Source organism: Hymenobacter miniatus, from assembly GCF_016427455.1.
Classification (GTDB): Bacteria; Bacteroidota; Bacteroidia; order Cytophagales; family Hymenobacteraceae; genus Hymenobacter; species Hymenobacter armeniacus.
Window position 1 is genome coordinate 184,463 of record NZ_JAELXR010000006.1, and the last position, 24,282, is coordinate 208,744.

21 protein-coding genes and 1 tRNA gene are annotated in these 24,282 nt (G+C 62.9%); 8 read left to right on the forward strand and 14 right to left on the reverse strand.

Annotated features, from left to right (window positions below):
• Nucleotides 1–2 precede the first annotated feature (2 nt).
• Together JAO73_RS11560 and JAO73_RS11565 are read left to right on the forward strand one after the other, a co-directional pair.
• Nucleotides 3–2,378 carry a TonB-dependent receptor gene (locus JAO73_RS11560; RefSeq protein WP_198977194.1) on the forward strand — a complete coding sequence of 792 codons (2,376 nt, stop codon included), beginning with the start codon at nucleotides 3–5 and terminating at the stop codon, nucleotides 2,376–2,378.
• A 78-nt stretch (nucleotides 2,379–2,456) separates the two neighbouring features.
• A complete protein-coding gene (locus JAO73_RS11565) occupies nucleotides 2,457–2,828 on the forward strand; it encodes a heavy-metal-associated domain-containing protein (protein ID WP_198977195.1) in 372 nt (123 codons plus the stop codon).
• A 195-nt stretch (nucleotides 2,829–3,023) separates the two neighbouring features.
• Here JAO73_RS11565 and JAO73_RS11570 read toward each other — a convergent pair whose 3' ends face one another.
• The 10 genes from JAO73_RS11570 to JAO73_RS11615 form a co-directional block, all read right to left on the reverse strand.
• Entirely contained in the window at nucleotides 3,024–3,761 is a 738-nt protein-coding gene (locus tag JAO73_RS11570) for a fatty acid desaturase (protein ID WP_198977196.1), read from the reverse strand.
• A gap of 30 nt (nucleotides 3,762–3,791) precedes the next feature.
• A complete protein-coding gene (locus tag JAO73_RS11575) occupies nucleotides 3,792–4,643 on the reverse strand; it encodes a 4-hydroxy-3-methylbut-2-enyl diphosphate reductase (protein WP_190924392.1) in 852 nt (283 codons plus the stop codon).
• A 103-nt stretch (nucleotides 4,644–4,746) separates the two neighbouring features.
• A complete protein-coding gene (locus tag JAO73_RS11580) occupies nucleotides 4,747–5,217 on the reverse strand; it encodes a hypothetical protein (protein ID WP_198977197.1) in 471 nt (156 codons plus the stop codon).
• Nucleotides 5,218–5,432: 215 nt separating this feature from the next.
• Nucleotides 5,433–6,275 (reverse strand): phytoene/squalene synthase family protein, encoded by an 843-nt coding sequence (locus tag JAO73_RS11585; protein ID WP_198977198.1) that lies wholly within the window; start codon nucleotides 6,273–6,275, stop codon nucleotides 5,433–5,435.
• Entirely contained in the window at nucleotides 6,262–7,719 is a 1,458-nt protein-coding gene (crtID, locus tag JAO73_RS11590; RefSeq protein WP_198977313.1) for a bifunctional phytoene desaturase/3,4-desaturase, read from the reverse strand. The genes JAO73_RS11585 and crtID overlap by 14 nt, the downstream gene beginning before the upstream one ends.
• Nucleotides 7,720–7,950: 231 nt before the next feature.
• The gene (locus JAO73_RS11595; RefSeq protein ID WP_190924386.1) at nucleotides 7,951–8,502 is read right to left on the reverse strand and encodes a sigma-70 family RNA polymerase sigma factor; all 552 of its coding nucleotides are present in this window, start codon (nucleotides 8,500–8,502) and stop codon (nucleotides 7,951–7,953) included.
• Between the two features lie 255 nt (nucleotides 8,503–8,757).
• Complete coding sequence (locus JAO73_RS11600) at nucleotides 8,758–9,657, reverse strand: MerR family transcriptional regulator (RefSeq protein WP_198977199.1); 900 nt, start codon at nucleotides 9,655–9,657, stop codon at nucleotides 8,758–8,760.
• Between the two features lie 54 nt (nucleotides 9,658–9,711).
• On the reverse strand, nucleotides 9,712–10,221 hold the full coding sequence (locus JAO73_RS11605) for a sterol desaturase family protein (RefSeq protein WP_198977200.1): 510 nt from the start codon (nucleotides 10,219–10,221) through the stop codon (nucleotides 9,712–9,714).
• A gap of 125 nt (nucleotides 10,222–10,346) precedes the next feature.
• On the reverse strand, nucleotides 10,347–11,153 hold the full coding sequence (locus JAO73_RS11610; protein WP_198977201.1) for an enoyl-CoA hydratase/isomerase family protein: 807 nt from the start codon (nucleotides 11,151–11,153) through the stop codon (nucleotides 10,347–10,349).
• Between the two features lie 217 nt (nucleotides 11,154–11,370).
• A complete protein-coding gene (locus tag JAO73_RS11615) occupies nucleotides 11,371–13,638 on the reverse strand; it encodes a ComEC/Rec2 family competence protein (RefSeq protein WP_198977202.1) in 2,268 nt (755 codons plus the stop codon).
• Nucleotides 13,639–13,759: 121 nt separating this feature from the next.
• On the opposite strand from JAO73_RS11615, the gene JAO73_RS11620 reads away from it, so the two are divergent.
• The gene (locus tag JAO73_RS11620) at nucleotides 13,760–14,695 is read left to right on the forward strand and encodes a phytanoyl-CoA dioxygenase family protein (protein WP_198977203.1); all 936 of its coding nucleotides are present in this window, start codon (nucleotides 13,760–13,762) and stop codon (nucleotides 14,693–14,695) included.
• A gap of 24 nt (nucleotides 14,696–14,719) precedes the next feature.
• On the opposite strand, the gene JAO73_RS11625 is transcribed toward JAO73_RS11620, so the two are convergent.
• Together JAO73_RS11625 and JAO73_RS11630 are read right to left on the reverse strand one after the other, a co-directional pair.
• A complete protein-coding gene (locus JAO73_RS11625) occupies nucleotides 14,720–15,151 on the reverse strand; it encodes a GNAT family N-acetyltransferase (protein ID WP_198977204.1) in 432 nt (143 codons plus the stop codon).
• 131 nt (nucleotides 15,152–15,282) lie between these two features.
• Complete coding sequence (locus JAO73_RS11630; protein ID WP_198977205.1) at nucleotides 15,283–16,383, reverse strand: PhoH family protein; 1,101 nt, start codon at nucleotides 16,381–16,383, stop codon at nucleotides 15,283–15,285.
• 128 nt (nucleotides 16,384–16,511) lie between these two features.
• Here JAO73_RS11630 and JAO73_RS11635 point away from each other — a divergent pair, with 128 nt between their 5' ends.
• Nucleotides 16,512–17,282 carry an SAM hydrolase/SAM-dependent halogenase family protein gene (locus JAO73_RS11635; protein ID WP_198977206.1) on the forward strand — a complete coding sequence of 257 codons (771 nt, stop codon included), beginning with the start codon at nucleotides 16,512–16,514 and terminating at the stop codon, nucleotides 17,280–17,282.
• A gap of 151 nt (nucleotides 17,283–17,433) precedes the next feature.
• Here JAO73_RS11635 and JAO73_RS11640 read toward each other — a convergent pair whose 3' ends face one another.
• The gene (locus tag JAO73_RS11640; protein WP_233169155.1) at nucleotides 17,434–18,600 is read right to left on the reverse strand and encodes an alpha/beta hydrolase; all 1,167 of its coding nucleotides are present in this window, start codon (nucleotides 18,598–18,600) and stop codon (nucleotides 17,434–17,436) included.
• 228 nt (nucleotides 18,601–18,828) lie between these two features.
• Nucleotides 18,829–19,047, reverse strand: a complete 219-nt coding sequence (locus JAO73_RS11645; protein WP_190924367.1) for a hypothetical protein — start codon at nucleotides 19,045–19,047, stop codon at nucleotides 18,829–18,831.
• Nucleotides 19,048–19,272: 225 nt separating this feature from the next.
• Here JAO73_RS11645 and JAO73_RS11650 point away from each other — a divergent pair, with 225 nt between their 5' ends.
• From JAO73_RS11650 to JAO73_RS11665, 4 genes are all read left to right on the forward strand, one after another.
• Nucleotides 19,273–22,953 (forward strand): alpha-amylase family glycosyl hydrolase, encoded by a 3,681-nt coding sequence (locus JAO73_RS11650; RefSeq protein ID WP_198977207.1) that lies wholly within the window; start codon nucleotides 19,273–19,275, stop codon nucleotides 22,951–22,953.
• A 97-nt stretch (nucleotides 22,954–23,050) separates the two neighbouring features.
• Nucleotides 23,051–23,350, forward strand: coding sequence for a putative quinol monooxygenase (locus tag JAO73_RS11655; protein WP_198977208.1), 300 nt, complete (start codon nucleotides 23,051–23,053; stop codon nucleotides 23,348–23,350).
• Between the two features lie 184 nt (nucleotides 23,351–23,534).
• Nucleotides 23,535–24,080, forward strand: coding sequence for an iron-sulfur cluster co-chaperone HscB C-terminal domain-containing protein (locus JAO73_RS11660; protein ID WP_198977209.1), 546 nt, complete (start codon nucleotides 23,535–23,537; stop codon nucleotides 24,078–24,080).
• A gap of 35 nt (nucleotides 24,081–24,115) precedes the next feature.
• Nucleotides 24,116–24,197 (forward strand) — tRNA-Leu (locus JAO73_RS11665).
• The last annotated feature ends 85 nt before the right edge of the window (nucleotides 24,198–24,282 follow it).

A 24,282-nucleotide genomic window follows, 5' to 3' on the forward strand; every position in this document is an offset into this window, starting at 1 on the left:
TTATGAAACCCATTTGCGGGGCTTACCCGCTGCTTTTCGCATTCTTCGCGGGCATCATTGCCCTGCAACCGCAACGGGCGCGGGCCCAGTCGGCTGCCATTGCGCCGGTGCGCGGCGAAATAACCGAAGCCGGCAAAGCCACTCCCCTGCCCGGCGCCGTGCTACGCTGGCTTTTCGACGCCCCCGAGGCTTCCGACCCGGTGGTAACGGCCAGTTCCGACGGGTCCGGCCGATTCTCCATAACCCGGCCTGCCCGGGCCGCGTCGCGGCTGGTGGTGCAAGCCCTGGGCTACCGCGCCGACACCGTGGCCGTGGCCGCTACCGGCGCGCCCTACCTGCGGGTGGCCCTGCGCCCTGGCCAAGAACTGAGCGAGGTGACCGTGACCGCGCGCGGCCCCTCCTACTCGGCCCTGACGCCGGCCAACGTGCAAGTCATTTCGAGCCGCGACCTGACCAAATCGGCCTGCTGCAACCTGGCCGAAAGCTTCGAAACCAACGCCTCGGTGGAGGTCACGACGTCGGATGCCGTGTCGGGCGCCAAGCAGATTCAGCTGCTGGGCCTCGACGGCAGCTACTCGCTGCTGACCGTGGACAACCAGCCCGCGCTGCGGGGCCTGGCCGCGCCCTACCGGCTGGGCTACCTGGCCGGGCCGTGGATTGACAACATCGAAATCATCAAGGGCACGGGTTCGGTGGTGAATGGCTACGAAGCCATTTCGGGGCAGGTGAACGTGAAGCTGAAGGAGCCCGAGAAAACCGACCAACTGTTGTTCAACGCCTATGTCAACGACCTGGGCAAGTTTGACCTCAACCTGAACACCTCGGCCCGCATCAACCCCAAGTGGAGCACGGTGCTGCTGCTGCACTCCGACCATCTCAGCAACCGCGTGGACCGCAACCAAGACGGCTTTCTCGACCTGCCGCTGGCTACGCAGTTCAACGCCTTTAATAAGTGGAAATACCAGTCGGGCCACGGCGTGGTGAGCGAAGTGGGCCTGGGCGCCCTGCGCGAAACCCGGCAAGGGGGCCAAATGAGCTTCCGCGACACCGGCGAGGCGGCCTTCCTGGCCAACTACGGCACCACGCAGGCCACCACCCGCTACACGGGCTACGCCAAAACTTCCTACACCTGGCTGAGCCGTCCCTTCCAGAGCCTGGGCCTGCTGCTGAGCGGCACCAGTCACGACTTCACTTCGCGCTATTCGTATGGCTACGATACATATACTTACGAGCCCAACCTACCGCCCAAGGCCACGACCAACCGCTCCATGCGCGACTACAATGGCACGCAGCGCACGGGGCTGGGCACGCTGCTGTTTCAGAGCGTGATTGGCAACACCGCGCACGTGTACCGGGCCGGCCTTAGCTTTTTGTACGACGACTACCAGGAGCGCCTGACCTCGGGCCGCACCTATCTGTTTGAAGGCCCGCAGGAGAATTTCACCCGGCGCGAGCTGGTGCCCGGCGCCTTCGCCGAGTACACCTACCAAAACAGCCGCAACCTGACCCTGGTGGCCGGCCTGCGGGCCGACCGCCACAATCTGTACGGCTGGCAGGTGACGCCCCGCCTCAACGTGAAATACGACGTGGCCAAGAATACCGTGCTGCGCCTGGCCGCCGGCCGCGGCTTCCGCGTGGCCAACCCCATTGCCGATAATGCATCCCTGCTTGTGAGCGCCCGCGAGTTCAACATCAGCCCAAACCTGCGGCCCGAGCGCGCCTGGAACGTGGGCGGCAGCGCCACGCAGTACTTCACGGTGCTGGGCCGGCCGGCCACGTTTGTGGTTGACTACTACCACACCGAGTTCGACAACCAAGTAGTGGCCGACATGTATACGGCCGCGCGCTACGTCTTCATCGACAACCTGGGAGCCGGCGGGCGCTCCTTCGCCCGCAGCCTGCAGGGCGAGCTGCAGGTAGAGCCCGTGAAAGGCCTACAAGTGAAGGGGGCCTACAAGTACCTCGACGTGCGCACCACCTACGACGGCGTGCTGCTGCCCAAGCCCCTCACCCCCAAGCACCGCGGCTTCCTCAACCTGGGCTACGCCAGCGCTTTCGACAAGTGGCGGGGCGATTTCACGGTGCAGTGGTTCGGCCAACGGCCGCTGGCGCACATCAGCAGCACCCACGTGCACGGCACGGGCCAAGAGTATACGCCCGAAACCTCGCCGCGCTACGCCCTGCTTAACGCCCAGCTCACCCGCGGCTTCAAGCGCCTCGACGTGTACGCGGGCGTGGAGAACCTGGCCAACTACCGCCAGGCCAATCCCATTGAGAGCGCCGCCAATCCGTTCGGGCCCACCTTCGACGCGGCCATGTCGTGGGGGCCGGTGTATGGCCGCCTCACCTACCTGGGCCTGCGCTACCGCATTGAGTAGCCGCGCCGGTTTTCGCTAATTTTTCCGGCAGCAATTTTGTTATGGCTGCCTCACCCAAGCTTCTTCAATTTTCGACGTATGAAATTCTTCCTTCTGCTGCCGCTGCTTGCGCTATTGAGCTCCTCGCCCAGCGCCCACGCCCAAACCTCCCCCGCCGCCTCGGCCAAACCGGCCGGCACGGCCACCGTGCAGTTCAAAACGTCGGCCGTGTGCGACATGTGCAAAGCCCGCCTTGAAAAAAGCCTGGCTTATGAAAAAGGGGTGCAGTCGGCCACACTCGACGTGCCCACCAAGGTGCTCACCGTGACCTACAAAGCCGATAAAACCACGCCCGATGCCCTGCGCACCGCCGTGCAAAAAACCGGCTACGACGCCGACCAGCTTACCGCCGACGCCCGCGCCTACAGCCGCCTGCCCGACTGCTGCAAGAAAACCAACGCGGTGCACTAATCTGGACCACGGATTCGACGGATTTTTCGGATGAGTCGGATTTTGTGGACGCTTTTTAGTACCAGTCGATTAAGACGCGAAAGGCCGCCCTGTGGGGCGGCCTTTTCTAATTCATTCGTTTTATAAATCGACTTTATTTCGTGCCGTCCACAAAATCCGACCCATCCAAAAAATCCGTCGAATCCGTGGTCCGGACTACTTCGATTTCCACAGCCGCCACCAGGGCAGATAGGGTTGGTCGTGGTGTTCGTAGTGATACCCGAAGAAGTAGCAGCTCACAAAGGCCCACAGGTGGTGCCGAAACTGGCTGCGCGATTTGTGCAGGTTGTCGGGCGCATGCTCGCCGCGGTGCGGCAGATAGGTACCGAAGAAAAACAGCTGGAGGGTGGCCAGAATGGCCGGCACCATCCAGAACGCAATGACGTTGGCCTGCGGAAAAAATAGCTTGAGCGCGTTGTAGGTGGCGGCCATCAGCAGCACTTGCCACCAAGTCACGTAGTTCCAGGCGAAGCGCAGGAACCAGGGCAAGAAGCCGGGGTGGCGGCCGTCGTGAAAATCGGGGTCATCCTGCGTGCCCACGTGGCGGTGGTGAGCGTGGTGCTTGGGCAACTGGCCCGGAAACCAGTTATAGGCAAACAGCCCGGCCGCCAGGGTGCCAATGGCATTATTGAGCCGTTTGTTGGGGCTCACCAAGCCATGCATGGCGTCGTGCGCGGTAATGAATAGGCCGGTATAAAGGTGCGTTTGGAGCAACACCAGCAGGTACGGCGCCGGGCTATGCCAGTCGGGCTGGTACCACGCCAGCAAAAAGCTTAGCAACGCGGCCCAGCTTGCACCCACCGTCGCGGCCACCGCTACGCCTTTCAAGCCCAGCGGCTCGGGCACCACCCGGCGGGTGAGCGGCGAAGCCGACGGATAGGAAGCAGTTTGCATGGGCAACAGCGCGTAGACCGTGAGGTTGAATTACAAACTCAGCAGCTGGTCGCGCACTTGCTCCATCAGCCACATGGGCGTGCTGGTGGCGCCGCAAATGCCCACCGACTGCCCCGGCTGAAACCACTCCGGCTGAATCTCGCCCACGTTCGAGATGAAATGGGTTTGCGGGTTGGTTTCCTTGCACACCTGGTAGAGCACCTTGCCGTTGGAGCTTTTGGTGCCCGACACAAACACAATCTGGTCGAACTGCGCGGCGAAGCGCCGCAGGTCTTTGTCGCGGTTGCTCACCTGGCGGCAGATGGTGTCGTTGGCATTCACCTGGTAGCCACGGCCCTCCAGTTCGCCCTTGATGTTGTAAAAGCTGTTGGTGCTTTTGGTGGTCTGGCTGTAGAGCGTAATATTTTCGGGCAGTTCGTGGCGCAGCAGCTCGTCGAGGTTTTCAAACACCACGGCGTCGCCGCCGGTCTGGCCCAGCAGGCCCAGCACTTCGGCGTGGCCGTGCTTGCCGTAGATGAATATTTTCTCCTTGCGGTCGTAGCTCGCCTTGATGCGGTTTTGGAGCTTGAGCACCACGGGGCAGCTGGCGTCAATCAGGGTCAGGTTGTTTTCCATGGCCATCTGGTAGGTAGCCGGGGGCTCGCCGTGGGCCCGGATGAGCACGGCCTCGTTGCGCAGCTCGGCCAGCTTTTCGTGGCAAATGATGCGCAGGCCGCGCGCTTCGAGGCGCTGCACCTCCTCGTCGTTGTGCACGATGTCGCCCAGGCAATAGAGGTAGCCTTGCTCGTCGAGCAGGTCTTCGGCCATTTGAATGGCGTAAATCACGCCAAAGCAAAAGCCGGAGTTAGGGTCGATGCGGACGCTGAGGTGCAAGTGGGGCATACGTCAGGACAAACCGCGAAACCACGGTTAAGGTTGTGACCGCCGGAAACGTTTTTGGCGGGCGCCAAAAACTACGTCAGAACCGCGCAAACCGGTTTTAGGTTTACTCGGCCACGCGGCTCAGGCGCTGGGCCTGCTCGTCGCTTACGTGGCCGCGGTCTACCAGGAAGCTGCGCACCGTGCGGAAGGCCTCGGCATCGAGCCCCGATTTGGGGTGGCTCAGGGCCGCGTTGAGCAACATTTCCTTGTCTTCGTCGACGTGCTTGCTCAGGCCCAGAAAGGCCGGCAGGTTGCTTTCGACCGAAAAACGCAGAAACCGAATTTCGGGGTTGCGAGGGTCCAAGCTCACGGCCTGCTCGAAGGTGCGGGCGGCGTCCTGCACGTAGGTCAGCTTGTTGAACATCGACGCGTCGCGGGCCCGGATGGCCTCGGCGGCGCCCTTGTAGCCCAGCACCAGCGCGTCGCGGTCCTTGTAGTCGGCCAGGAGCTTGTAGAATTTTTCGCCCGCGGCTTTGTCGGCGGCGGCCTGCTCGTAGTGGCGGCGAAGAACGGAAGGGTGGTAAGGAGAAGCCACGGAAAGGGTCGGGAAAGAGGGATTGAAGAAGGAAACGCGGGCCGTAGCAGGGCCGCTCGCGGGAGCAAAGCTGCACAGCATCGGCACGAGCAGCAAGCTTAGGCCGCATCGAAATAAAGCATTCATATGGGCAAAACTAGTTCAGGCCTCAAAGAATTCAGCTTGTCGGTAAGCATGCTCAGGCGCCACCGCATGGGCGGGCTCGGCCGCCCCGCTCAGATGCGCGATAGCCGGTAGCGGAAATACGAGCCCAGCAGCAGCAGCAGCTTGGTGTTGTCGGGCACGCGCACCCGCTCGCCCAGAATGCGGGCCGCTGGCAGCTTTTTGATTTTATAGAACAGCTTCAGGTAATACACATACGCCAGGTACACGCCCAGGCGGGCCGAGCGCGGCAGCTGTTGAATGCCTACGTAGGCGGCCTCAAAATCGGCCTTGATGTCGGCCTCAATCTCGCTCTTGGTGGCGTCGTTGAAGCGCTGGTACACCACGCCGGGGAAGTACACGCGGCCCCGCTCCTCGTAGTCGGAGCGGATGTCGCGCAGGAAATTCACCTTCTGAAACGCCGCCCCCAGCCGCCGGGCCGGCTCGCGCAGGCGCTCAAACAGCGCGGCGTCGCCGTCGCAAAACACCCGCAGGCACATCAGCCCCACCACTTCGGCCGAACCGTAGATGTACTCGTTGTAGAGGTCGGGGTGGTAGTTCTGGTCTTCCAAATCCAGCGCCATGCTGTGCAGAAACGCTTCGATGAACTCGCGGTCGATGCCGTAGCGGCGCACCACGTGCTGAAACGCGTGCAGCACCGGGTTGAAGCTCAGGCCCGTGTCCAGGGCCTCGTAGGTTTGGCGGCGGAAGTCGGCCAGCAGCGCGGCCTTGTCATGGTCGTGAAACGTGTCCACGATTTCATCGGCCCAGCGCACAAACCCATACACGGCGTACACCGGCAGGTGCAGGCGCTCATCGAGCGTGCGAATGCCCAGCGTGAACGAGGTGCTGTAGCGCCCCGTGATGAGTTTGCTGCACGCCAGGCTGGTGTCGGTGAAGAGTTTAACGTGGTCCATTTTCTTTCAAAACTTCTCCCGCCACCACTTGGCCCGAAATCAACGAGGGCGGCACGCCCGGTCCGGGCACGGTAAGCTGGCCGGTGAAATACAAATTACTGACTTTTTTACTCTTCAATGTGGGCTTCAGAATAGCCGTTTGACGAAGGGTATTCGCTAAACCGTAGGCATTGCCTTTGAAGCTGTGGTAGTCGGCCATGAAGTCGCGGTGGGCGTAGCTGCGCTTGTACACCACCGCGTCGCGGATGGGGTGGCCGCAATGCTTTTCGAGCCGGTCCATCAGCAAGTCGTAGTACCGCTCGCGGGTGGCTTCGTCGTCGGGCAGGTCCGGGGCCACGGGGATGAGCAGAAACAGGTTCTCCTGGCCTTCGGGGGCCACGGTGGGGTCGGTTTTGCTGGGCACCGAGGCGTAGTACAGCGGCTTGGTGGGCCACTGCGGCTGCTCGTAAATCTCGCGGGCGTGCTGGCCCAGGTCCTCGTCGAAAAACAGGTTGTGGTGGCGCAGCTTGTCGAGCTTGCGGTTCACGCCCAGGTAAAACAGCAGGCTCGACGGGGCCATCACACGCGAATCCCAGTACTGGGCGTCGTAGTGCCGGTATTCGGGCGCCAGCACCTCCTGCTCGATGTGGTGGTAGTCGGCCCCGGCCACCACGGCATCGGCTGCCAGGAAACCGGTGGCGGTGCGCACGCCGGTGCTGCGGCCGTTCGCCACCGCTATTTCGGTCACTTCCTGATTGTAGCGGATTTCTACGCCCAGCTCTTCGGCCAGGCGCACCATGCCTTCCACAATCTTGTGCATGCCGCCCTTGGGGTACCAGGTGCCCAGCGCCAGGTCGGCGTAGTTCATCAGCGAGTAGAGGGCGGGCGTATGCTCCGAAGTGGCGCCCAGAAACAGGATGGGAAACTCCACCAGCTCCAGCAGGCGCGGGTCTTTGAAGAAGCGCCGCACGTGCTTGTGCATGCTTTGCAGCACGTCCATGCGCACCATGTCGACCAGCAGCCGGGGGTCGGCAAACTCCAACACGGAGCGGCTGGGCGCATACACCAGCCGGTTGATGCCCACTTCGTACTTATAGGCTGCTTGCTTCAGAAACTCGTCGAGGCGGGCGGCGCTGCCGGGCTCGTAGCGCTCAAACAGCGCCCGCAGCTCGCTCATCCGGGCCGGAATGTCCACCGCCTCGGGCCCCCGAAAGATTACCTGATACGACGGGTCGAGGCGCACCAGTTCGTAATAGTCGGCCACTTTTTTGCCGAAGCGGGCGAAGTACTTCTCAAACACGTCGGGCATCCAGTACCAGCTGGGGCCCATGTCGAAGGTGAAGCCCTGGGCGCGGAAAACCCGCGCCCGCCCGCCGGGGCCTTCATTTTTTTCCAGGATGGTGACGCGCCAGCCGGCCTGGGCCAGCGTGGTGGCAGCGGCCAGCCCCGCAAAGCCTGCCCCGATGACGACGGCTTGTTTCGGCGAGCCCGAGTTGGGCGTGCGGGCAGCATGAAGGGCGGCATTAACTGCCGCATTGACGGCAACGCTGGCGGCAGTGGTAGCGGCGGCTGAAGACAAAAGCAGTAAAAAATCTGGATGAATGAATAAGCGAAAGTCGGCCGGAAAAACGGACCGCCGGCCCCGCGCCGCGCGAGCAGCAACAAGGCCGGCGGCCAAAGCAAGTACAGCCGAGGGCTAGTCTTCAACTACTTCGCTGGCATCGGCGGCCGAGGCACCCACCGGCGCGTACACCTGCAGGGCCGATTTCAGCTCCTTGCGGGCAATGTGAATGCGGTTTTTGACGGTGCCAATGGGAATTTGCAGCTTCTCGGCAATCTCCATGTACTTGTAGCCAATGTAGTACATCATGAACGGCGTGCGGTAGTCGGTGCCCAGGCCGGCAATGGCCTCGTTGATGTCGCGCACCACAAAATCCGACGTCGCGCCGTTGTGGGTGATGTAGTTCTGGTCGGTGTTGAAATACTGAAAATACTCCGTCGAATCGATGTTGGAGCTGCGCTTGGTAATCTTGTTGTAGTTGTTGATGAAGGTGTTGCGCATGATGGTATACAACCACGCCTTCAGGTTGGTACCGGCTTTAAACTTGTCTTTGTTGAGCAGGGCCTTGAGGAGGGTTTCCTGCACCAAATCCTTGGCATCATCAGCGTCTCGCGTCAAGTTCATGGCGGCGGGCCGGAGGGTGAGCGAAATCTTCTGCACTTGCGAGGTGAATTCTAGCGAAGTCATGCTGTTTAGCTTTTCGTGGCCGATTGTTAAACAAATATACGAGCCCGCCGCAAAATCAGCTAGCCCCGCCGAAATAATTTCGTTCGGCACGCCTACTACTTAGCTCGTAGGCGCGGCAAGGTACGCCCGGCCAGGGCTTTGCCCCGGTGCCGAACTGACTTTTGCCATTATCCTTTTGTGAAGCCGGCGCCGCACGCCGGCGATATCACTACGTGGCAAACCGCGCCGATGGTTTGTTTTTGGGTTCGGCCGAGCTTACGCCGCTACTGGCTCGGTGGCGTGGTCGGCCACCAAGGCCATGAAATCAGTCATCAGCGCCGGCGAAATGCAGTTTTTGGGTAGCACCAGGCCCTCCTGCCGGGCCAGTTGGCCATACAGCACCACCAGCTTGCCGGGGCAGCAGGCGGCCACGGCTTCGGCAAACTCGCCCACCCGGCTACGCTCGGGCTGGGTGGTGAGCACTGTGGCCACGGCGTCGGGCTGATAGGTGTCGCACACGGCATGAAGCTCCTCCAGCGGCAGGTTCTGGCCCAGGTACAGCGTGTGCAGGCCCCGGGCCCGCAGCACGTAGTTCATGAAGAGCAGGGCCAACTCGTGCAGCTCCTCGGCCGGCAAAAACAGGACCCACCGCCGCGCCGTGGCGGGCACGGCGGGCAGGGCATCGGTAGCGGCCAGCATTTTTTGGCGCAGCAAATGGGCCAGCAGGTGCTCCTGGGCCGGGTTCACGGTGCCGGCCAGCCACATCAGGCCAATGCGCTGAAGCAGCGGGTAGGCCACGTTGAGCATCATGTTTTCGAAACCCAATTGGGCGCTGGCCTCGTTCAGCAGCAGGTTGATGCGTTGTTCATCAAAGCCCAGCATGGCGGCCAGCAGCGCGTTCACCTGCTGGTGGTAGTCGTGCACGTCGTTGCAGCAAGCCAGCACGGCGGCCTGGATTTCGTCGTCGCTGAGGCGGGCCACCTGCGAAATGCGCTGCCCCCGGCTGCACAGCGTGGTCACGTTGAGCAGGCGGCGCAGGTCGTCTTCGCAATAAGTGCGAATGTTGGTGGCCGTGCGCACAGGCCGCAACAGGCCGTAGCGCTGCTCCCACATCCGAATGGTGTGCGCCTTGATGCCCGAAAGCTGCTCTAAGTCGCTGATGGAGAAGTGGCCCATTGTGGGGGATGAAAAGGGTAAAGCAAGAAGGTAAAAAGCAGCAGGCGCGTGCTGCTAGCCCGGGCCCATTTCGGAGCCCGTTTTAATTTTCTCGCTTTTTAGTTTTTGGCGCCGTTTGCGGGCCAGTTCCAGGTACTTGGGCGACACCCACAGCAGGCCAAACTCGGCCGAGCCGTCGCGGCCCTGGGTCTTGTGGTGGGTTTTGTGGGCCATGTTGAGGGCCCGCAGGTAGGTGTTGTCGGACTTTTTCCAGAAGCGCAGGCGGCCATGAATCAGCACGTCGTGCACGAAGAAGTACACCGTGCCGTAAGCCGCAATGCCCACGCCCACCCAAAACCACCAGCGCGCGCCGTTGTCGCCAGTAATGAACAGTGCAGCCGAAATGGCGCCGTAAATCAGGAAAAACAAGTCGTTGCGCTCCACCGGGTGCGGGTGCCGCACGTGGTGCGAGCGGTGCAAAAACCACAAGGGCCCGTGCTGCACGTACTTGTGCATGAACCAAGCCCAGAATTCCATGAATCCGAAGGTGGCGAGCGTGATGCCGAGAGCGGCGAATGCAGTCATGGGCAACTAACCAGAACGGGAAACGGGATGTTTCGACGGGGAGTAATGAGTAACGGTTAGTGCGTGGCAGACGGCCGCCTGGCCTTCCATCATTCACTAACCGTTAACTGCTAGGCACTAAACCATTACCAGCCGATTTTTTCTTTGCTGAGGAAGGCCGCAATGCCACGGCGGCAGTCTTCCGAGCCGCGGGCTTCGGCGTTGCGCTGGGCGGCGTACCGAAGGCCTTCTTCGAGGTCCATCTCGGGCAGGCGGGCCAGCATTTCCTTGGTTACCTCCATGCTCTGGGCCGAGTTTTCGCGGCAGAGGCGCTGGGCGTAAATTTTCACGGTTTCGGCCAGTTCCTCTTTGGGCACCATGAAGGTGATGAGGCCCATGTCGAGGGCGGCCTGGGCCGGCAAGACATCGCCCGTGAGCAGGAGCTGTTTGGTGCGGGCCTCGCCGATTTTGCGCACCAGGAACACGCTCACGATGGCCGGCAAAAAGCCGATTTTCACTTCGGTGTAGCCAAACTTGGCTTCGGGCACGGCAAACGTGAGGTCGCAAATGGCGGCCAGCCCGCAGCCTCCGGCCAGCGCATGGCCCTGCACCTGCCCTATCACCACCTTTTTGAGGGTGTAAATCTGGTGAAATAGCTGCATGAGGTGCGTGGAGTCTTCCAGGTTGTCGGTGTAGCCAAAGCCCTGCAAGTCCTGAATGTAAGCCAAATCGGCGCCCGCGCAGAACACGTCGCCGGCCGCGCGCAGCACGATGACCTTCACGGTTTCGTCGTTTTCGGCAAACTCGAAGGCTTGCTTTAGCTCGGTCACCACGTCGGCGTTCAGGGCGTTGCGCTTATCGGGCCGGTTGAGGGTGATGTAGCCGATGCGGTCCTGGGCTTCGTAGCGGATGTAGCGAAGGGCTTCGAGTTCGGGAGTGAGCAGGTCTTCCATGAGGGCGGGGTTGGCGCGGGCGGATGGGTGTAACCATGATGCCGACCGCCGGGGAAAGGTGGCATCACCAGAGCAATTAACGGAAAAAAGACGCACTTGGTCGGCCGCGCTCGACCAAAGCCGTGCCCGGCCTTACCCAATGCCCTGGCAAACTGGACGAACGCCGAATCAGAGGCAACTCGGACGGGCCTGCTGCTTGGGTTGCCTGCGTGGGCGGCTACCGCAGCGGCGCGCACCGAAAGGCTCCCTGCGCCGTCACGTCCCAGGTGCGGAAGCCGCGGGCGCGCAGCAGCGAGTCCTGCCGGGCCACGTACCAGATTTTGCAGCTGGAATCGAACACCACGCGCGCGTTGGTGCCAAACACGGCGGCCAGGGTTTCGGGCTGCACGCGGGCATTGCGGCGCAGCACCAGCACGTCGACCGGCGCCGGTTGGGTGGCCGAAGAAATGCGGCTCGACACAAACCCGATGCGCAGGCCGCGCCACTGGGCCAGCAGCACGGGGCCGGGCTTCCAGTACAAGGCGGCTTTGGCGCTGTCGGCATCGGCCAGGCGGCGCACGGGCACGGTGGTGCCGCGCCAGCCCACGCTGTAGTGTGTGCGGCGGGCCGCTTTGCGAATGATGCCGGGCAGCAGGCGGTAAGTGCGCTCGGTTTCGTTGAGCGGCACCGAATCGGGGGTGACGAACTCGGCCGCCGCGCCCTGCCAGAAGCCCACCGCCGAGCGGCGCGGAATGCTGTACACGATGAATTCCTCGGTGGGCGCCACGGCGCGGGCTTCGGCCACGCGGCTGCCCGCGTAGCTGAGGAGCAGCAGGGCCATGCCGCGCAGCCAGCTCAGCTGGCGGGTGTTGAGCCAGGCCAGGAACGTGCCGATGAGGCCAAAGATGAGCACCGTCTGCAGGGCCGAAACGTGGATTTCGCGCACCACCCAGCCGGAAAAGTAACGGCTAATGAGGAAGATGTATTCGTTGAACGCCCACACCATCCATTCAAAAAGCCAGGCCACGGCTTTGGGGCCCCACTCCAGGTACTTGGCCGTGGATGGAAACCAGAGGCTGGGCCAGGCCACAAGCCCTTTCACGGCCAGCAACGCCAGCCCCACATACACAGCCGCGCTCGAAATGGGCACGGCCACCAAGTTGGAGAACAGAAAGCTGAACGGGAATTGGTGGAAATAATACAGCCCCAGCGCAAACGTGGCCACTTGCGCCGCTAACGACAGCGCCACGGCCTGCCACACCTTGTCCAGGCCCACTCCGGTCCATTTCCAGGCCCACTGCACGGCCCGGGGCTGCCACGGGCGCCGCCGGGCATAGAAATAGCCTTCTACGTCGAGCCAGCGGGCAATGCGCGGCTGGATGTACACAATGCTGAGCACCGCCAGAAACGACAATTGAAAGCCCACGTCGGCCACCAAAAACGGATTCCAGAGCAGCAGGAAAAACGCTGCCACGGCCAGCGTATTGAATATGGAGCTTTGCCGCCCCCAGGCCCGCCCAATGATGAGGAACGTGAACATGACCGTGGCCCGCAGCACCGACGCCGACAGCCCCGTGACAAAAGCATAACTCCAGATAACCGTGAGCCCCAGCAGTGCCGACCACAGCCGGAAGCCTGGCATCCGCCCAAAAAACAGCTTTAGCACCACGGTGAGGGCCGCAAACAGCAGCCCCACCTGCAAGCCGCTCACGGCCATGATGTGCGAGGTGCCTGTGCTGCTGTACGCCAGTTTGGTTTCTCCATCCACGTCGTCCTTGATGCCCAGCACCAGTGCCGAAGCAATGGCGTATTCGCGTTTGGCCTGGATGTACTGCCGAAAAACGCCGTCCAGCTTTTCGGCGCAAACCATGCTCCAGTATACCAGCATATTGGACGGGGACGTGCGCAGCACCCGGTACTGGTCGGGGTGAATGTATTGCTGATGGTATACCTGCCGGTAGGCCAAGTACTGGCGGTAGTCGAACTCGCCCGGGTTCAGCGGGGGCTTGCTGGGGTCGGGGTGCCCGCGAATGAGCCACACCTCGCCGTAGCGCGGCTGCGCAATGCCCGCCACCCGGGGCAGCGACACCCGCACGCCGCCCGTGGCCCGGCGCCAGCGCCCATCTACCCGCACGGCCTGCACCCGCAGCGTGGTGGCAAAGGTGGCGGCGCGCACCACGGTAGCCTCGTCTACCACGGCCTGGTAGCATTCCATGCGGTTGTCGAACCGAAAGAGGTGGTCGGCCCGGCGGCTTTCGGTGGCGCGCTGCGTGAGGGCGGCTCCAAACAGGAAAACGGCCAGCAGCGCCACCAGCCCGGCCGCATCGGTGGCGGCAGGCCGGCGCCGGCGTATGGCCCAGGCAATGAACAGCATAGTTACGCCCGCCAGCCCCGCTGCCGCGGGCCACAGCTCCGGCCAGGCGTCGCCGAGGTAGAGGTAGGCCACGATGCCGCCAATCAGCGCCGGCGTGTAGCGGACGAACGGGAACGTAGCCCAGGTAATCATTCGTGGCAGAAAAAGAGAGCGTATTGAGTTGGCAATGTAGGACTTTGCCCCGATACTGCCCAAGCCACCATTCCGTGGGGCTGGCGGCGGTCGTAATTTGGGCGGGCAATTCCCTCCTGCCATGCTTTCCTTTCTGCGCCGCCTCAAGCTCAGCTACGCCGCCTACAACATGTTTCAGCCTCGCCGGCTGCGCCACAACGTGCCGCTGTACCAAAAGCTGGGGCTCAAGAAGCAGTACTTCTCCCCCATCAGCAGCCGCGACTTCCGGCACCTGGCGCCCGACGCGGGCCTGCCGCCCGTGCCCCCGCTGCCCGAGCGACTGGCGGCCACGCCCGCCTTCCGGGGCCTGCCGGCGGCCAGCCAGGCCAGCCTGCTGGCGTTTGAGGAAAACGGCTTTGCGGTGCTGCCGGGCTTTTTCAGCGCCGAAACCGTGGACGGCATCAACGCCGACCTGGCCCGGCTCATCGAAACCAGGCAAATCAGCCAGCGCTACCGCAATAAGTTCATGTTCGCCTTTCGGCAGTCGGCCCGCATCCGGGAGGCGGGCGAAGGCGCCTTGCGCAGCCTGGTGGCCGCCCTGCTGGGCCATGAAACCAATCTGTTTCAGAGCATCAACTTCCTCACCGGCAGCGAGCAGCGCACCCACTCCGACAGCATCCACATGAGCACGTTTCCGCTGGGGGGCATGGCGGCGGCCTGGGTGGCGCTCGAAGACATCACGCCCGGCAACGGCCCGCTGCACTACTACCCCGGCAGCCATAACCTCCCCTACTACCTCAACGCCGACTACCAGAACGAAGGCACCGCTTGGCTTATCGGCGACAAGGAGTACACGCAATACGAAGCCTACATCAACCAGAAAATTGCCGAAGCCGGCCTGCCCAAGCAGGTTTTTCTGGCCCGCAAGGGCGACGTCTTTGTGTGGCACGCCAACCTGATGCACGGCGGCGAGCCCCACCTCGACAAGGCCCAGACGCGCAAAAGCATGGTGTTCCACTACTTCAGCCAGGCCCACATCTGCTACCACGAAATCACGCAGCGCCCGGCCCTGCTGTAGTGCCGGCGCCGTCGTGAGTTTGCGCTACAGCACCATTTTGTAGTGCTGGATATTGGCTTCCTCAAACATGTCGCCTTCTGTTCGGAAGCCGTGGCGCTCGTAGAATGGCACGGCCCGCAATTGGGCGTTCAAATAAACTTCGGCATCGGGCAACTCAGCCTGCACGTCGGCCAGCACGGCGTGCAGCAGCGCAGCGCCAATTTCCTGGTTGCGAAAATCAGCCAAGACGGCAAAGCGCTCCAGCTTCACGCCGTGTTCGGTTTCGCGCCAGCGGGCGGCACCGGCGGGCGTGCCATCGGCGGCCCGGGCCAGGTAGTGGCGGGCGTCGGTGCGGTCGTGCACGTCGTGTTCCTTGGCGGCCGGCACCCCCTGCTCCTGCTGAAACACTTGTTCGCGGATGGTGAAGGCGGCGTCGAGGTCGCGCAGGTCGGTGATGCGGTAGGCGGTGGCGGGCATGACGAGTTAGGCTAAAAACACGTTGTCATCCTGAGCGCCGCGAAGGACCTTACCAAGCTAAAACAAATTGTCCTGCTTGAACTTAATGAGGTCCTTCGCGGCGCGCAGGATGACAGAATGAATGGGAGGAACTACAGCGCCTGCTCGTGGTTGACGGGCAGTTCCGGCTCGGAGTCCGCAGCAGGCTGTGCGGCGTCCAGCAGGCCCTGCTCGCGGAGGCGGCGCTCGTGGCGCTCGTCCCGACGCGCGGCGCCGTTTTGCTGGGCCTGGCGGGTGGTTTCCTCGGTATCGTACCGGTCGTAGGCTTCCACAATCTCCTTCACCAGGCGGTGGCGCACCACGTCTTCCGACGTCATCTCGACGTAGCCGATGCCAGGCACGCTCTTCAGAATGTCGAGGGCCTGCAACAGGCCCGATTTCTGGCGGGTGGGCAGGTCAATCTGGCTGCGGTCGCCGTTCACCATCACCTTGGCGGTGGGGCCCATGCGCGTCAAAAACATCTTCAACTGCGAGGGCGTGGTGTTCTGGGCCTCGTCGAGTAGCACGAAGGCATTGTTCAGGGTGCGGCCGCGCATGTAGGCCAGCGGGGCGATTTCGATGATTTTATTTTCCTGGTAGAATTTCAGCTTTTCGGCCGGAATCATGTCCTCCAGGGCGTCGTAAATCGGGCGCAGGTATGGGTCCACCTTCTCCTTCATGTCGCCGGGCAGGAAACCGAGGCTTTCGCCGGCTTCCACCACGGGGCGCGAAATGATGATTTTCTTGACCTCCTTGTTTTTGAGCGCGCGCACCGCCAGCGCCACTGAAATGTAGGTTTTGCCGGTGCCGGCTGGTCCCAGCGTAAACGTCAAGTCGTGCGCCATCACGGTATCGACCAGCTTTTGCTGGTTGGGCGTTTTGGCCTTGATGACGCCGCCTTTGGCGCCGAACAGGATTACGTCGGGCGAGGCGGCCAGCACCCGGCCCTCGGCTTCTTCGGAGGTGGCGGAAAGGTACTGGTTGACGGTTTTGTCGGTGATTTGGCCGTACTGATGGTAGTGCTCGATGAGCGACGACAACAAATCGTTGATGCGGGAGATGACCGCCGGCTGGCCCTGAATCTTGATTTCGTTGCCGCGGCTGATGATTTTAGAACCCGGGAAAGCGGCGGCTAACTGGCGGATATTCTGATTGTCGGGGCCGAGGAAATCGACCAGAGACATGTTTTCGAGGGTGATGATTTTTTCGACCAAGGATGGGAAGTGGGGAAAAGAAGGCGGGGGAACAGCCAAAAAAGAAACAAGCCTTTCCGCACAAACCGGCTACTTTTGCCCCGGTTCGGGCGGACGAACAATACTACGAAAAACTACCGAACGCAGGCATGGGATTGATTACGTTGCTGACCGATTTTGGCTACCGCGACCATTACGTGGCGGCGCTGAAAGCGCGACTTCTGCAATTGGCCCCGGCGACGCCCGTGGTCGACATCAGCCACGGCGTCGAACCCTTTAACATCGCACACGCCGTTCACGTTCTCCAAGCCGTGTTTCGCGAGTTCCCGGCGGGCACGGTGCACGTCATCGGCGTCGACGACCACGGCGCGGGCCCCGAGCCGGGCTGGCAGGCCGCCCGCTTCCAGGGCCACTTTTTCGTGGCCGGCGACAACGGCATTCTGGCCCTGCTCACCAACAGCGCGCCCGAGGAGCTGGTGGCCCTGCCCGCGGCCGTCACGGCCTCGCCCACCCGCGACGTGCTGCTGCCCGCCGCCGTGGCCCTCGCCCACGGCGAAGCCCTGACCTCGCTGGGCCCCGTCGTGACGGATTTTCACCAGCTCAACAACCGCCAGCTGCGCCTGCAGGACCACCGCATCACGGGCCACGTGGCGCACGTGGACCACTACGGCAACCTGATTACCAACATTTCCCGCACCGCGGTAGAGGCCGTGGGCCACGGCCGGCCCTTTGCCGTGCACTTCGGCCGCGACGTGGTGCGCGAGGTGCACCCGCACTTCTCGGCCGCCCCTCCCGGCGAGGCCGTGGCCGTGTTCAACAGCCAGAACTGCCTGTGCCTGGGCATTTGCCAGGGCAACGCCTCCGAGCTGCTCGGCCTGCATTTCGACTCGCAGGTAGACGTGCGCTTTCCGGCGGAGTAGTGCTTTCATGGTCAGGCAAGCACAAAAAAGAATGTCCTGCTGAGCGCAGTCGAAGCAACTTTACCGCGCAAGTAAATAATTATTTTTGCGGTAGAGTTGCTACGGCTGCGCTCAGCAGGACGTTCTAATGTCAGCTAAGACTGTGGCGCCTTTACTTCAGGGCGCTTTTCAGGTCGCTCACGGCTACGCCTTGGGCGTCTTTGGCTTGGGGCACCACGGCGGCCATGCCAAAGAATTCGTGCGTGGTGCCGTCGTACTTTTTGTAGTTGGTTTTCACGCCGGCGGCCGACAGCTTATCGGACAAGGTTTTGCCCTCGCTCGTGAGCGGGTCGTAATCGGCGGCGATGATGGTGGTGGGCTCCAGGCCTTTCAGGTTGGCGGCCACCAAGTTGATGCGCGGGTCCTTCAAATCGGCCGGAGTGCGCTGGTAGTTTTTGAAAAACCACTCCATGCCGCCCTTGTTGAGCGGGGCAGTTTCGGTGTTGGCCTGGTAAGAGGGCGTGTTGGTGTCGGAACCGGCGATGGGGTACACCAGCACCTGGTACTTGGGCAGGGCCACCTTCTTGTCGCGGGCCATGATGCTCACGTTGCAGGCCAGGTTGCCGCCGGCGCTTTCGCCCACCACGGCCACTTTGTTGGGGTCGCCTTTCATGCTGGCGGCGTTTTTAAGCACGTATTGATAAGCGGCGAAGGCGTCGTCGTGGGCCGTGGGGAATTTGTGTTCCGGCGCTTTGCGGTATTCCACCGATACCACCACGGCGCCCACCTGCTCGCACAGGGCCTGGGCCGAAGCCGCATAGGTGTCGTTGGTGGCAATGACCCAGCCGCCCCCGTGGTAGTACACAATGACCGGGAACGGCGCGGCGCCGCCCTTGGGCGTGTACACCCGGGCTTTCACGCCCGGCATCAGGGTTTTGGTGGCGGTGTCGCAGTTCATGGGCGGCGCGGGAATGCCGCTCACGCGCATTTGCTTCATGGCGGCGTCGGCGGCGCTGGGCTGCTTGCGGGCCTGAGCGGCGGTGAGCTCGGGCAAGGGCTTGTTTTTGAAGCTCATAAGTTGCTCAATCACGGCCTGCATCTCGGGCTTGAGGTTGGGGCCCCAGGCGGGCTTGGCCATGGTGGGCTTCACTTCGCCGGGGGTGCCTGCCGTGGCGGCGCTATCGGGAGTGGCGGTGGCGCCGGTGCTATCGGCCGACGTGCCGGCGGCGGTTTCGGATTCGGAGGGTTTGCTGTTGCAGCTGCTCAGGAGTAAGCTGCCCGCGAGGAGGGCAGTCAGCAATTTTGACAAGGGCAGTGAGCGGTAAACAAGGTGATTCATAAAGGAGGAAAAATGATTGAGGTGTTTGATGAGGGTAAGTGACACGGCTGGCATCTGTACGAACTGTTCATGCCGGAGTTGGAATCGTGTTATTTTTTCAATCCATTACGCTATAGTTGCTCTAGATGGACTCAAAAGGACTGAAAAAACCTGAGTGTAAAAACCTAACGGCCCCGCCGCAACGCACTTGGCGAGGCAGCGGGGCCGTTGGCTTACCTAATGCAAAGGCTATTTGGCCATCGTGGAGTCAGTACCCATGGCGGAACTATCGGCCCGCACGGTAGTAGCGGCGCTATCCGAGGCGGCGTTGGTTTCGCTGTCGACCACGGTGGCAGTTTTGTCGGCGTCGGTGGCTTTGGGTTCGCTGTTGCAGCTGCTCAACGACAGGCCACCGGCCAAGGACAGCAGGCACGCCACAGCGGCGGGCCGGAAAACGGAAACTTTCATAAACAAAAGAGTTCTAAGGTGGAAGGAGGCATTTGCTTCGTTTACGGCCGGTTGGGCGCCAGAGTTGGTTAAACGAGTGAGGTGCACCAAATGGCCCGCCCGGGCATCCGCCGGTTTCGGCCTCCCGCAATCCTTTGTGATGGGGTGCCAGCGGCGTTTTTTCAGGATTTGCATCCGGGCAGGTATCTGTAAATTTGTGTTCCCACCCAACTCCCTGATTTCTATATGAGAAAACGTTACGCCTTGGTGGCGCTGTGGCTGCTGGCCCTGCTCGGCCAGTTCCCGGCCGCTGCCCAAACCACCGTGAAACGCGTGGTGCTCCAAGCTTTTTGGTGGGATTATTATAACGGCAACTACCGCTTCAAGTGGGCCGATTACCTCACCGAACTGGCCCCGCGCCTCAAAAGTCTGGGCATCGACGCAGTTTGGATTCCGCCCACGCCCAAGAACAAGAACGCCACCAACGACGTGGGCTACTCCCCTTTCGACCCCTACGACCTGGGCGACAAATACCAGAAGGGCGACGTGCGCACCCGCTTTGGCTCGAAAGACGAGTTGCTGCGCCTGGTGGCCGTGCTGCACGCCAACGGCATCGAGGTGATTCAGGACGTGGTGCTGAACCACACCGACGGCGCGGGCACCACCACCGGCGCCGCCGGCCAGGACCCCGAGCCCACCTACTCCATGGCCACCAACAGCGGCTACAAGACCTTTCGGTACAGCTCTTTCGCCACGCCCCTGCCCGAGGCCGGCGACAACGGCGCCGCCTACGCCGCCCGCCAGGGCCGCTGGCCCAAGAACTTCGCCAACTTCCACCCGCACCTGGGCCACAACGACACCGGCATGGATATGACCGCGCCCTACTTCGGCCCCGACTTTTGCTACGGAAACGACGGCGGCTCCGACGGCTACGGCCCCCTCAGCCCCGCCTATCTGGCCCTGTTCCCCGGCGCCTACAACCCCAGCCAAACCGCGGGCTACAGCCAAACCCAGGCCCGCAACTGGGTAGTGTGGATGAAAAAGCAAACCGGCGTCGACGGCTTCCGCTGGGACGCGGTGAAGCATTTCAGCTACAATGCCCAGCAGGATTTGAGCTACAACCTGAAATACAACGCCGACTGGGCCAGCGCGGGCGAAACCATGTTCAACGTGGGCGAATACGTGGGCAGCAAAACCGACCTCGACGCCTACGTGACGAGTGTGAAGGGCCAGAACGGCGGCCAGGATTTCCTGATGGGCACCTTCGATTTTAGCCTGCGCGGCGCGATTTATAACATGGTGAGTTCGGGCGGCGGCTACGACTTAGGCCAAATTCCCAACCAGCAGCAGGACCAGCGCGTGGCCTACTACGCCGGCTCGAACACCTACGTGCACCGCACGGCGCCCTTCGTGAACAACCACGACACCTTCCGGCCGCAGCTCGACGCCAACGGCAACTACACCGGCTGGAACTCGAGCGACGAGCTGGCGGCGCACATCGACCCGTTCGACCCGCGCCTGTCGGCCGCCTACGCCGTTGCCTTCGCCGTGGACGGCAACCCGCACATCTACTTCGAGGACCTGTTCAACATCGGCGGCACCGGCAAGCGCTGGACGCACCTGCCCGCTTCCACCGCCGACCTGCCCACCCGCGACGACCTCGTGAACCTGCTCTGGTGCCACCAGAACCTGCATTTCAAGGACGGCGCCTACCGCGTGCGCTACCAGTCGCCCGACCACCTCGTCATCGAGCGCGGCGCCAAAGCCATTATTGGCATCAACGACAGCTACAACGACTGGCAGGAACACTACGTCGATTCCGACTTTGCGCCCGGCACCGTGCTCAAGGACTACTCCGGCGCCAACGGTAACTACACCTACACCGTGCCGGCCGACCAGCGCGTGCGCATCAACACGCCGCCCTGCAACGGCACGGCGTTGCTGGGCCGCCGCGGCTATTCCGTGTGGGCCCCGGTGGGCCAGGACAATTCGGCCTACGCCCCCGCCCACGCGGCCCTCACGACCCAGGAATGGGAAATGGCCGACGACCTCGGCGACCTCCACTGCGGGGGCCTGGGCCAGGGCGGTGCGCTGCCCAGCAACTCCACCAACACCCGCCTGGCCGGCAAAATTTACGCCCAGGCCGGCCAGCCCGTCACGTACACCCTCTACCCCGAAAACGCCGGCACCAACACCCGGACGCTGGCCGTGGGCGTGTACGACCTGCGGGGCAACCTGCTGAGCAGCGCCACCGGCACCGCCGCGGCCACGGGCACCTACACCCCAAGCACCACCGGCTGGCTGGCCCTGAAAATCCGAAACACCAGCGCCACCGTAGCCGGCCAGCGGGCCTACGTGAAAGCGAGCTACACCGCCCCCGCGGCCGTGAACACCCTCACCGCCACGTTGCCAACCAACCAGGTGGCCATCTGGACGAGCAACGACGCCTCGGCCGACCCCACCGACTGCCGCAACTGGGAAAACGGCGTGCAGCCCACCGCCAGCACCGACGTGCTGATTCCGGCCGGCACCAGCTTCGCCCCGCAGCTTGGCGCGGGCACGCTGGCGGCTCATAACCTCACCGTGGAAAGCGGCGCCAGCCTCGCCCTGGCCGCCGGCACCACCTGGCAGGTGAGCGGCAACGTGGTGGCCGCCGGTGCCATCACGGGCCCCGGCACGCTGGAGCTGAACGGCAGCACCGAGCAGACGCTGAGCAGTGGCAGCGGCGCGGCACTGGCCCTCAATAGCCTCACCATCAGCAACCCGGCCAACGTGCGGCTGCTCAGCCCGGTGAGTTTGAGCGACGCCCTTACTTTTACGGCCGGACATGTGGTGGTGGACAATAACTCGTTGGCCCTGAGTGGCAGCGCCACCCTCAGTGGCGCCGACGCCAGCCGCTACGTGATAACGCCCGACGTGGCGGCCAGTGGCGGCTACGTGGCGCGGCCCGTGCCCACGGGCGGGGCCGCCGTGCTGTTCCCAGTGGGCACGGCGGCCTCTTATACGCCGCTCACGCTGGCCAATTCGGGCGCCGGCACCACGTTTCAGGTGCGCACCTTCAGCGGGCTGCTGGCCAATGGCCGCAGCGGGGCGCCCTATGCTCGGCAAGACGAATTCGTGAACCGTACCTGGGAGGCCACGCCGGACCTCGCGGCGGGTCCGGTGGTGAGCGTGAGCGTCCAGTTCAACGCCCCCGACCAAAACGCCGGCTTCGTGCCCGCCCAAGCCAGTTTGTACGGCAACGCCGGCACCTCCGGCAGCACCTGGGCGGAGCTGGGCCGCGCCGCGGTGAGCGGCGCGGGGCCGTTGGCGGCCACGCTCAGCGGCGTGAGTTCGTTCCCGCTGTTCGCCTTGGGCAACGGCCTCACTCCTCTGCCGGTCACGCTGACGCAATTTGCGGCGCAGCGCACCGGCCCCGGCACCGTGCGCCTGACCTGGACCACGGCGCTGGAACAGCACAATGCCGGTTTCGACGTGGAAAGGTCGGCCGATGGCCAGACCTTCCACCGGGTGGCAGCGGTGGCCGCGCAAGGCGGGAACCGCCCGGCTACCTACGGCTACAACGACCTTGACGCCGCTTCCAGCGCTTTCTACCGCCTCAAGCAGCGCGACACCGACGGCAGCCACCGCTTCAGCGCGGTGGTGTACGTGGCGGGCGCGGGCAGCCCCTACGCGGTGGTGCCCAACCCCAGCCGGGGCGAAGCCCTGCAGCTGCTCGGTGGCGCGCTAGCCCCGTCCGCCGCGCCGCTGCGCCTCTCGCTGAGCAACGTAGTGGGCCGTACCGTGTTGATTACCCCAGCTGCGCCCCGGGCGGAGTTGCAGGATTTGCTCAGCAAGGCGCTCGGCAGTGCCGCGCCGGGCGTTTACCTGCTCACCCTCACGGGCCCCGACGGCCTGCCCCAGCGCCTGCGCCTGGTGCGCGAGTAGTCGCGTCGGGCCGCTACGCGGCTGCGCCTAAAGCCCCGGCAGCCGCAGGTGTGGCGCCGGGGCTTTTATTTTCGCCGTTTCAACAATCAATCTCGCGATGCTCATCCGCGTTGTCCGCATGACGTTTGCTCCGGAGCAAGTGCCGGCTTTTTTACAGCTTTTCCACGCCACCAAGCACCGCATTCGGCAGCAGCCCGGCTGCCAGCACCTGGAACTGTGGCAGGACGCGGAAAACCCCGCCGTATACTGCACCTACAGCCACTGGGACGACGATGCAGCCCTCAACGGGTACCGCAAATCGGCATTGTTTGGCGAAGTGTGGCCGGCCACCAAAAAATTATTTGCGACCCCAGCCGTGGCGTTTTCGTCCGCACCAATTGCGGTGGTTGAAAAATAGGCTTAAGCGGGTCTTTCAGCGGATGGGGCGGCAATTCACACCAAAGCGCAGACCCATTCAGTGGCCGAAGTGCCGCCCGCTCCTAAAAGGATAATCTGGAAATTACGCCGCGGGCGCGCCCCAACCATCTCCCCTATTTGGCGGTAAAACCACCGGCGCACCCCGGCGCCGTTACTTTCGCCTCATGCCCACTGCCCCCAATTACTTCGATTTCTACGGCCTTCCGGAATCTTTCCGGCCCGATGAGGCCGCCCTCAAGCGCCTCTACTACGCCAAAAGCCGCGAAACGCACCCGGACTTTCACGCCACGTCGTCGCCCGAAAACCAGGCCGAGATGCTACGGCAAGCCACCCTCAACACCGACGCCTACCGCACCCTCTCCGACCCCGACCAGCGCATGGCCTACCTGCTGCGCCAGCACGGCCTGCTTGAGGAAGGCAAGCAGGAGCAGCTCCCGCCCGATTTCCTGATGGACATGATGGACCTGAACGAGCAGCTGATGGAGTTGGAAATGGCCCCCGACGCCGACGCCCAAGCCAACGTGGCCGCCGAAGTGCAAGCGTTGGCCGACACCCTCGACGTCGGCATCGAACCCGTTCTCGCTGGCTATGAGCAGCTCCCCGCCGACCACCGCCCGGCCGCGCTGCAACAAATCCGCACCTATTACCTAAAAAAGCGGTATCTGTTGCGCATCCAGCAACAGCTAGCTACCTTTGCAGCCCGCTCCTGATACCGGCAGAGCGGAATTGTTCTGAAGCTCATCCTGCCCGGATGGCGGAACCGGTAGACGCGTTGGTCTCAAACACCAATACCGCAAGGTGTGCCGGTTCGACTCCGGCTCCGGGTACTAGGAAGGTCTAACGACCACCCACAATTCAAGCCTCAAAAGCTGTACATCTGTTCGCAGATGCAGTTTTTGAGGCTTTTTTGCG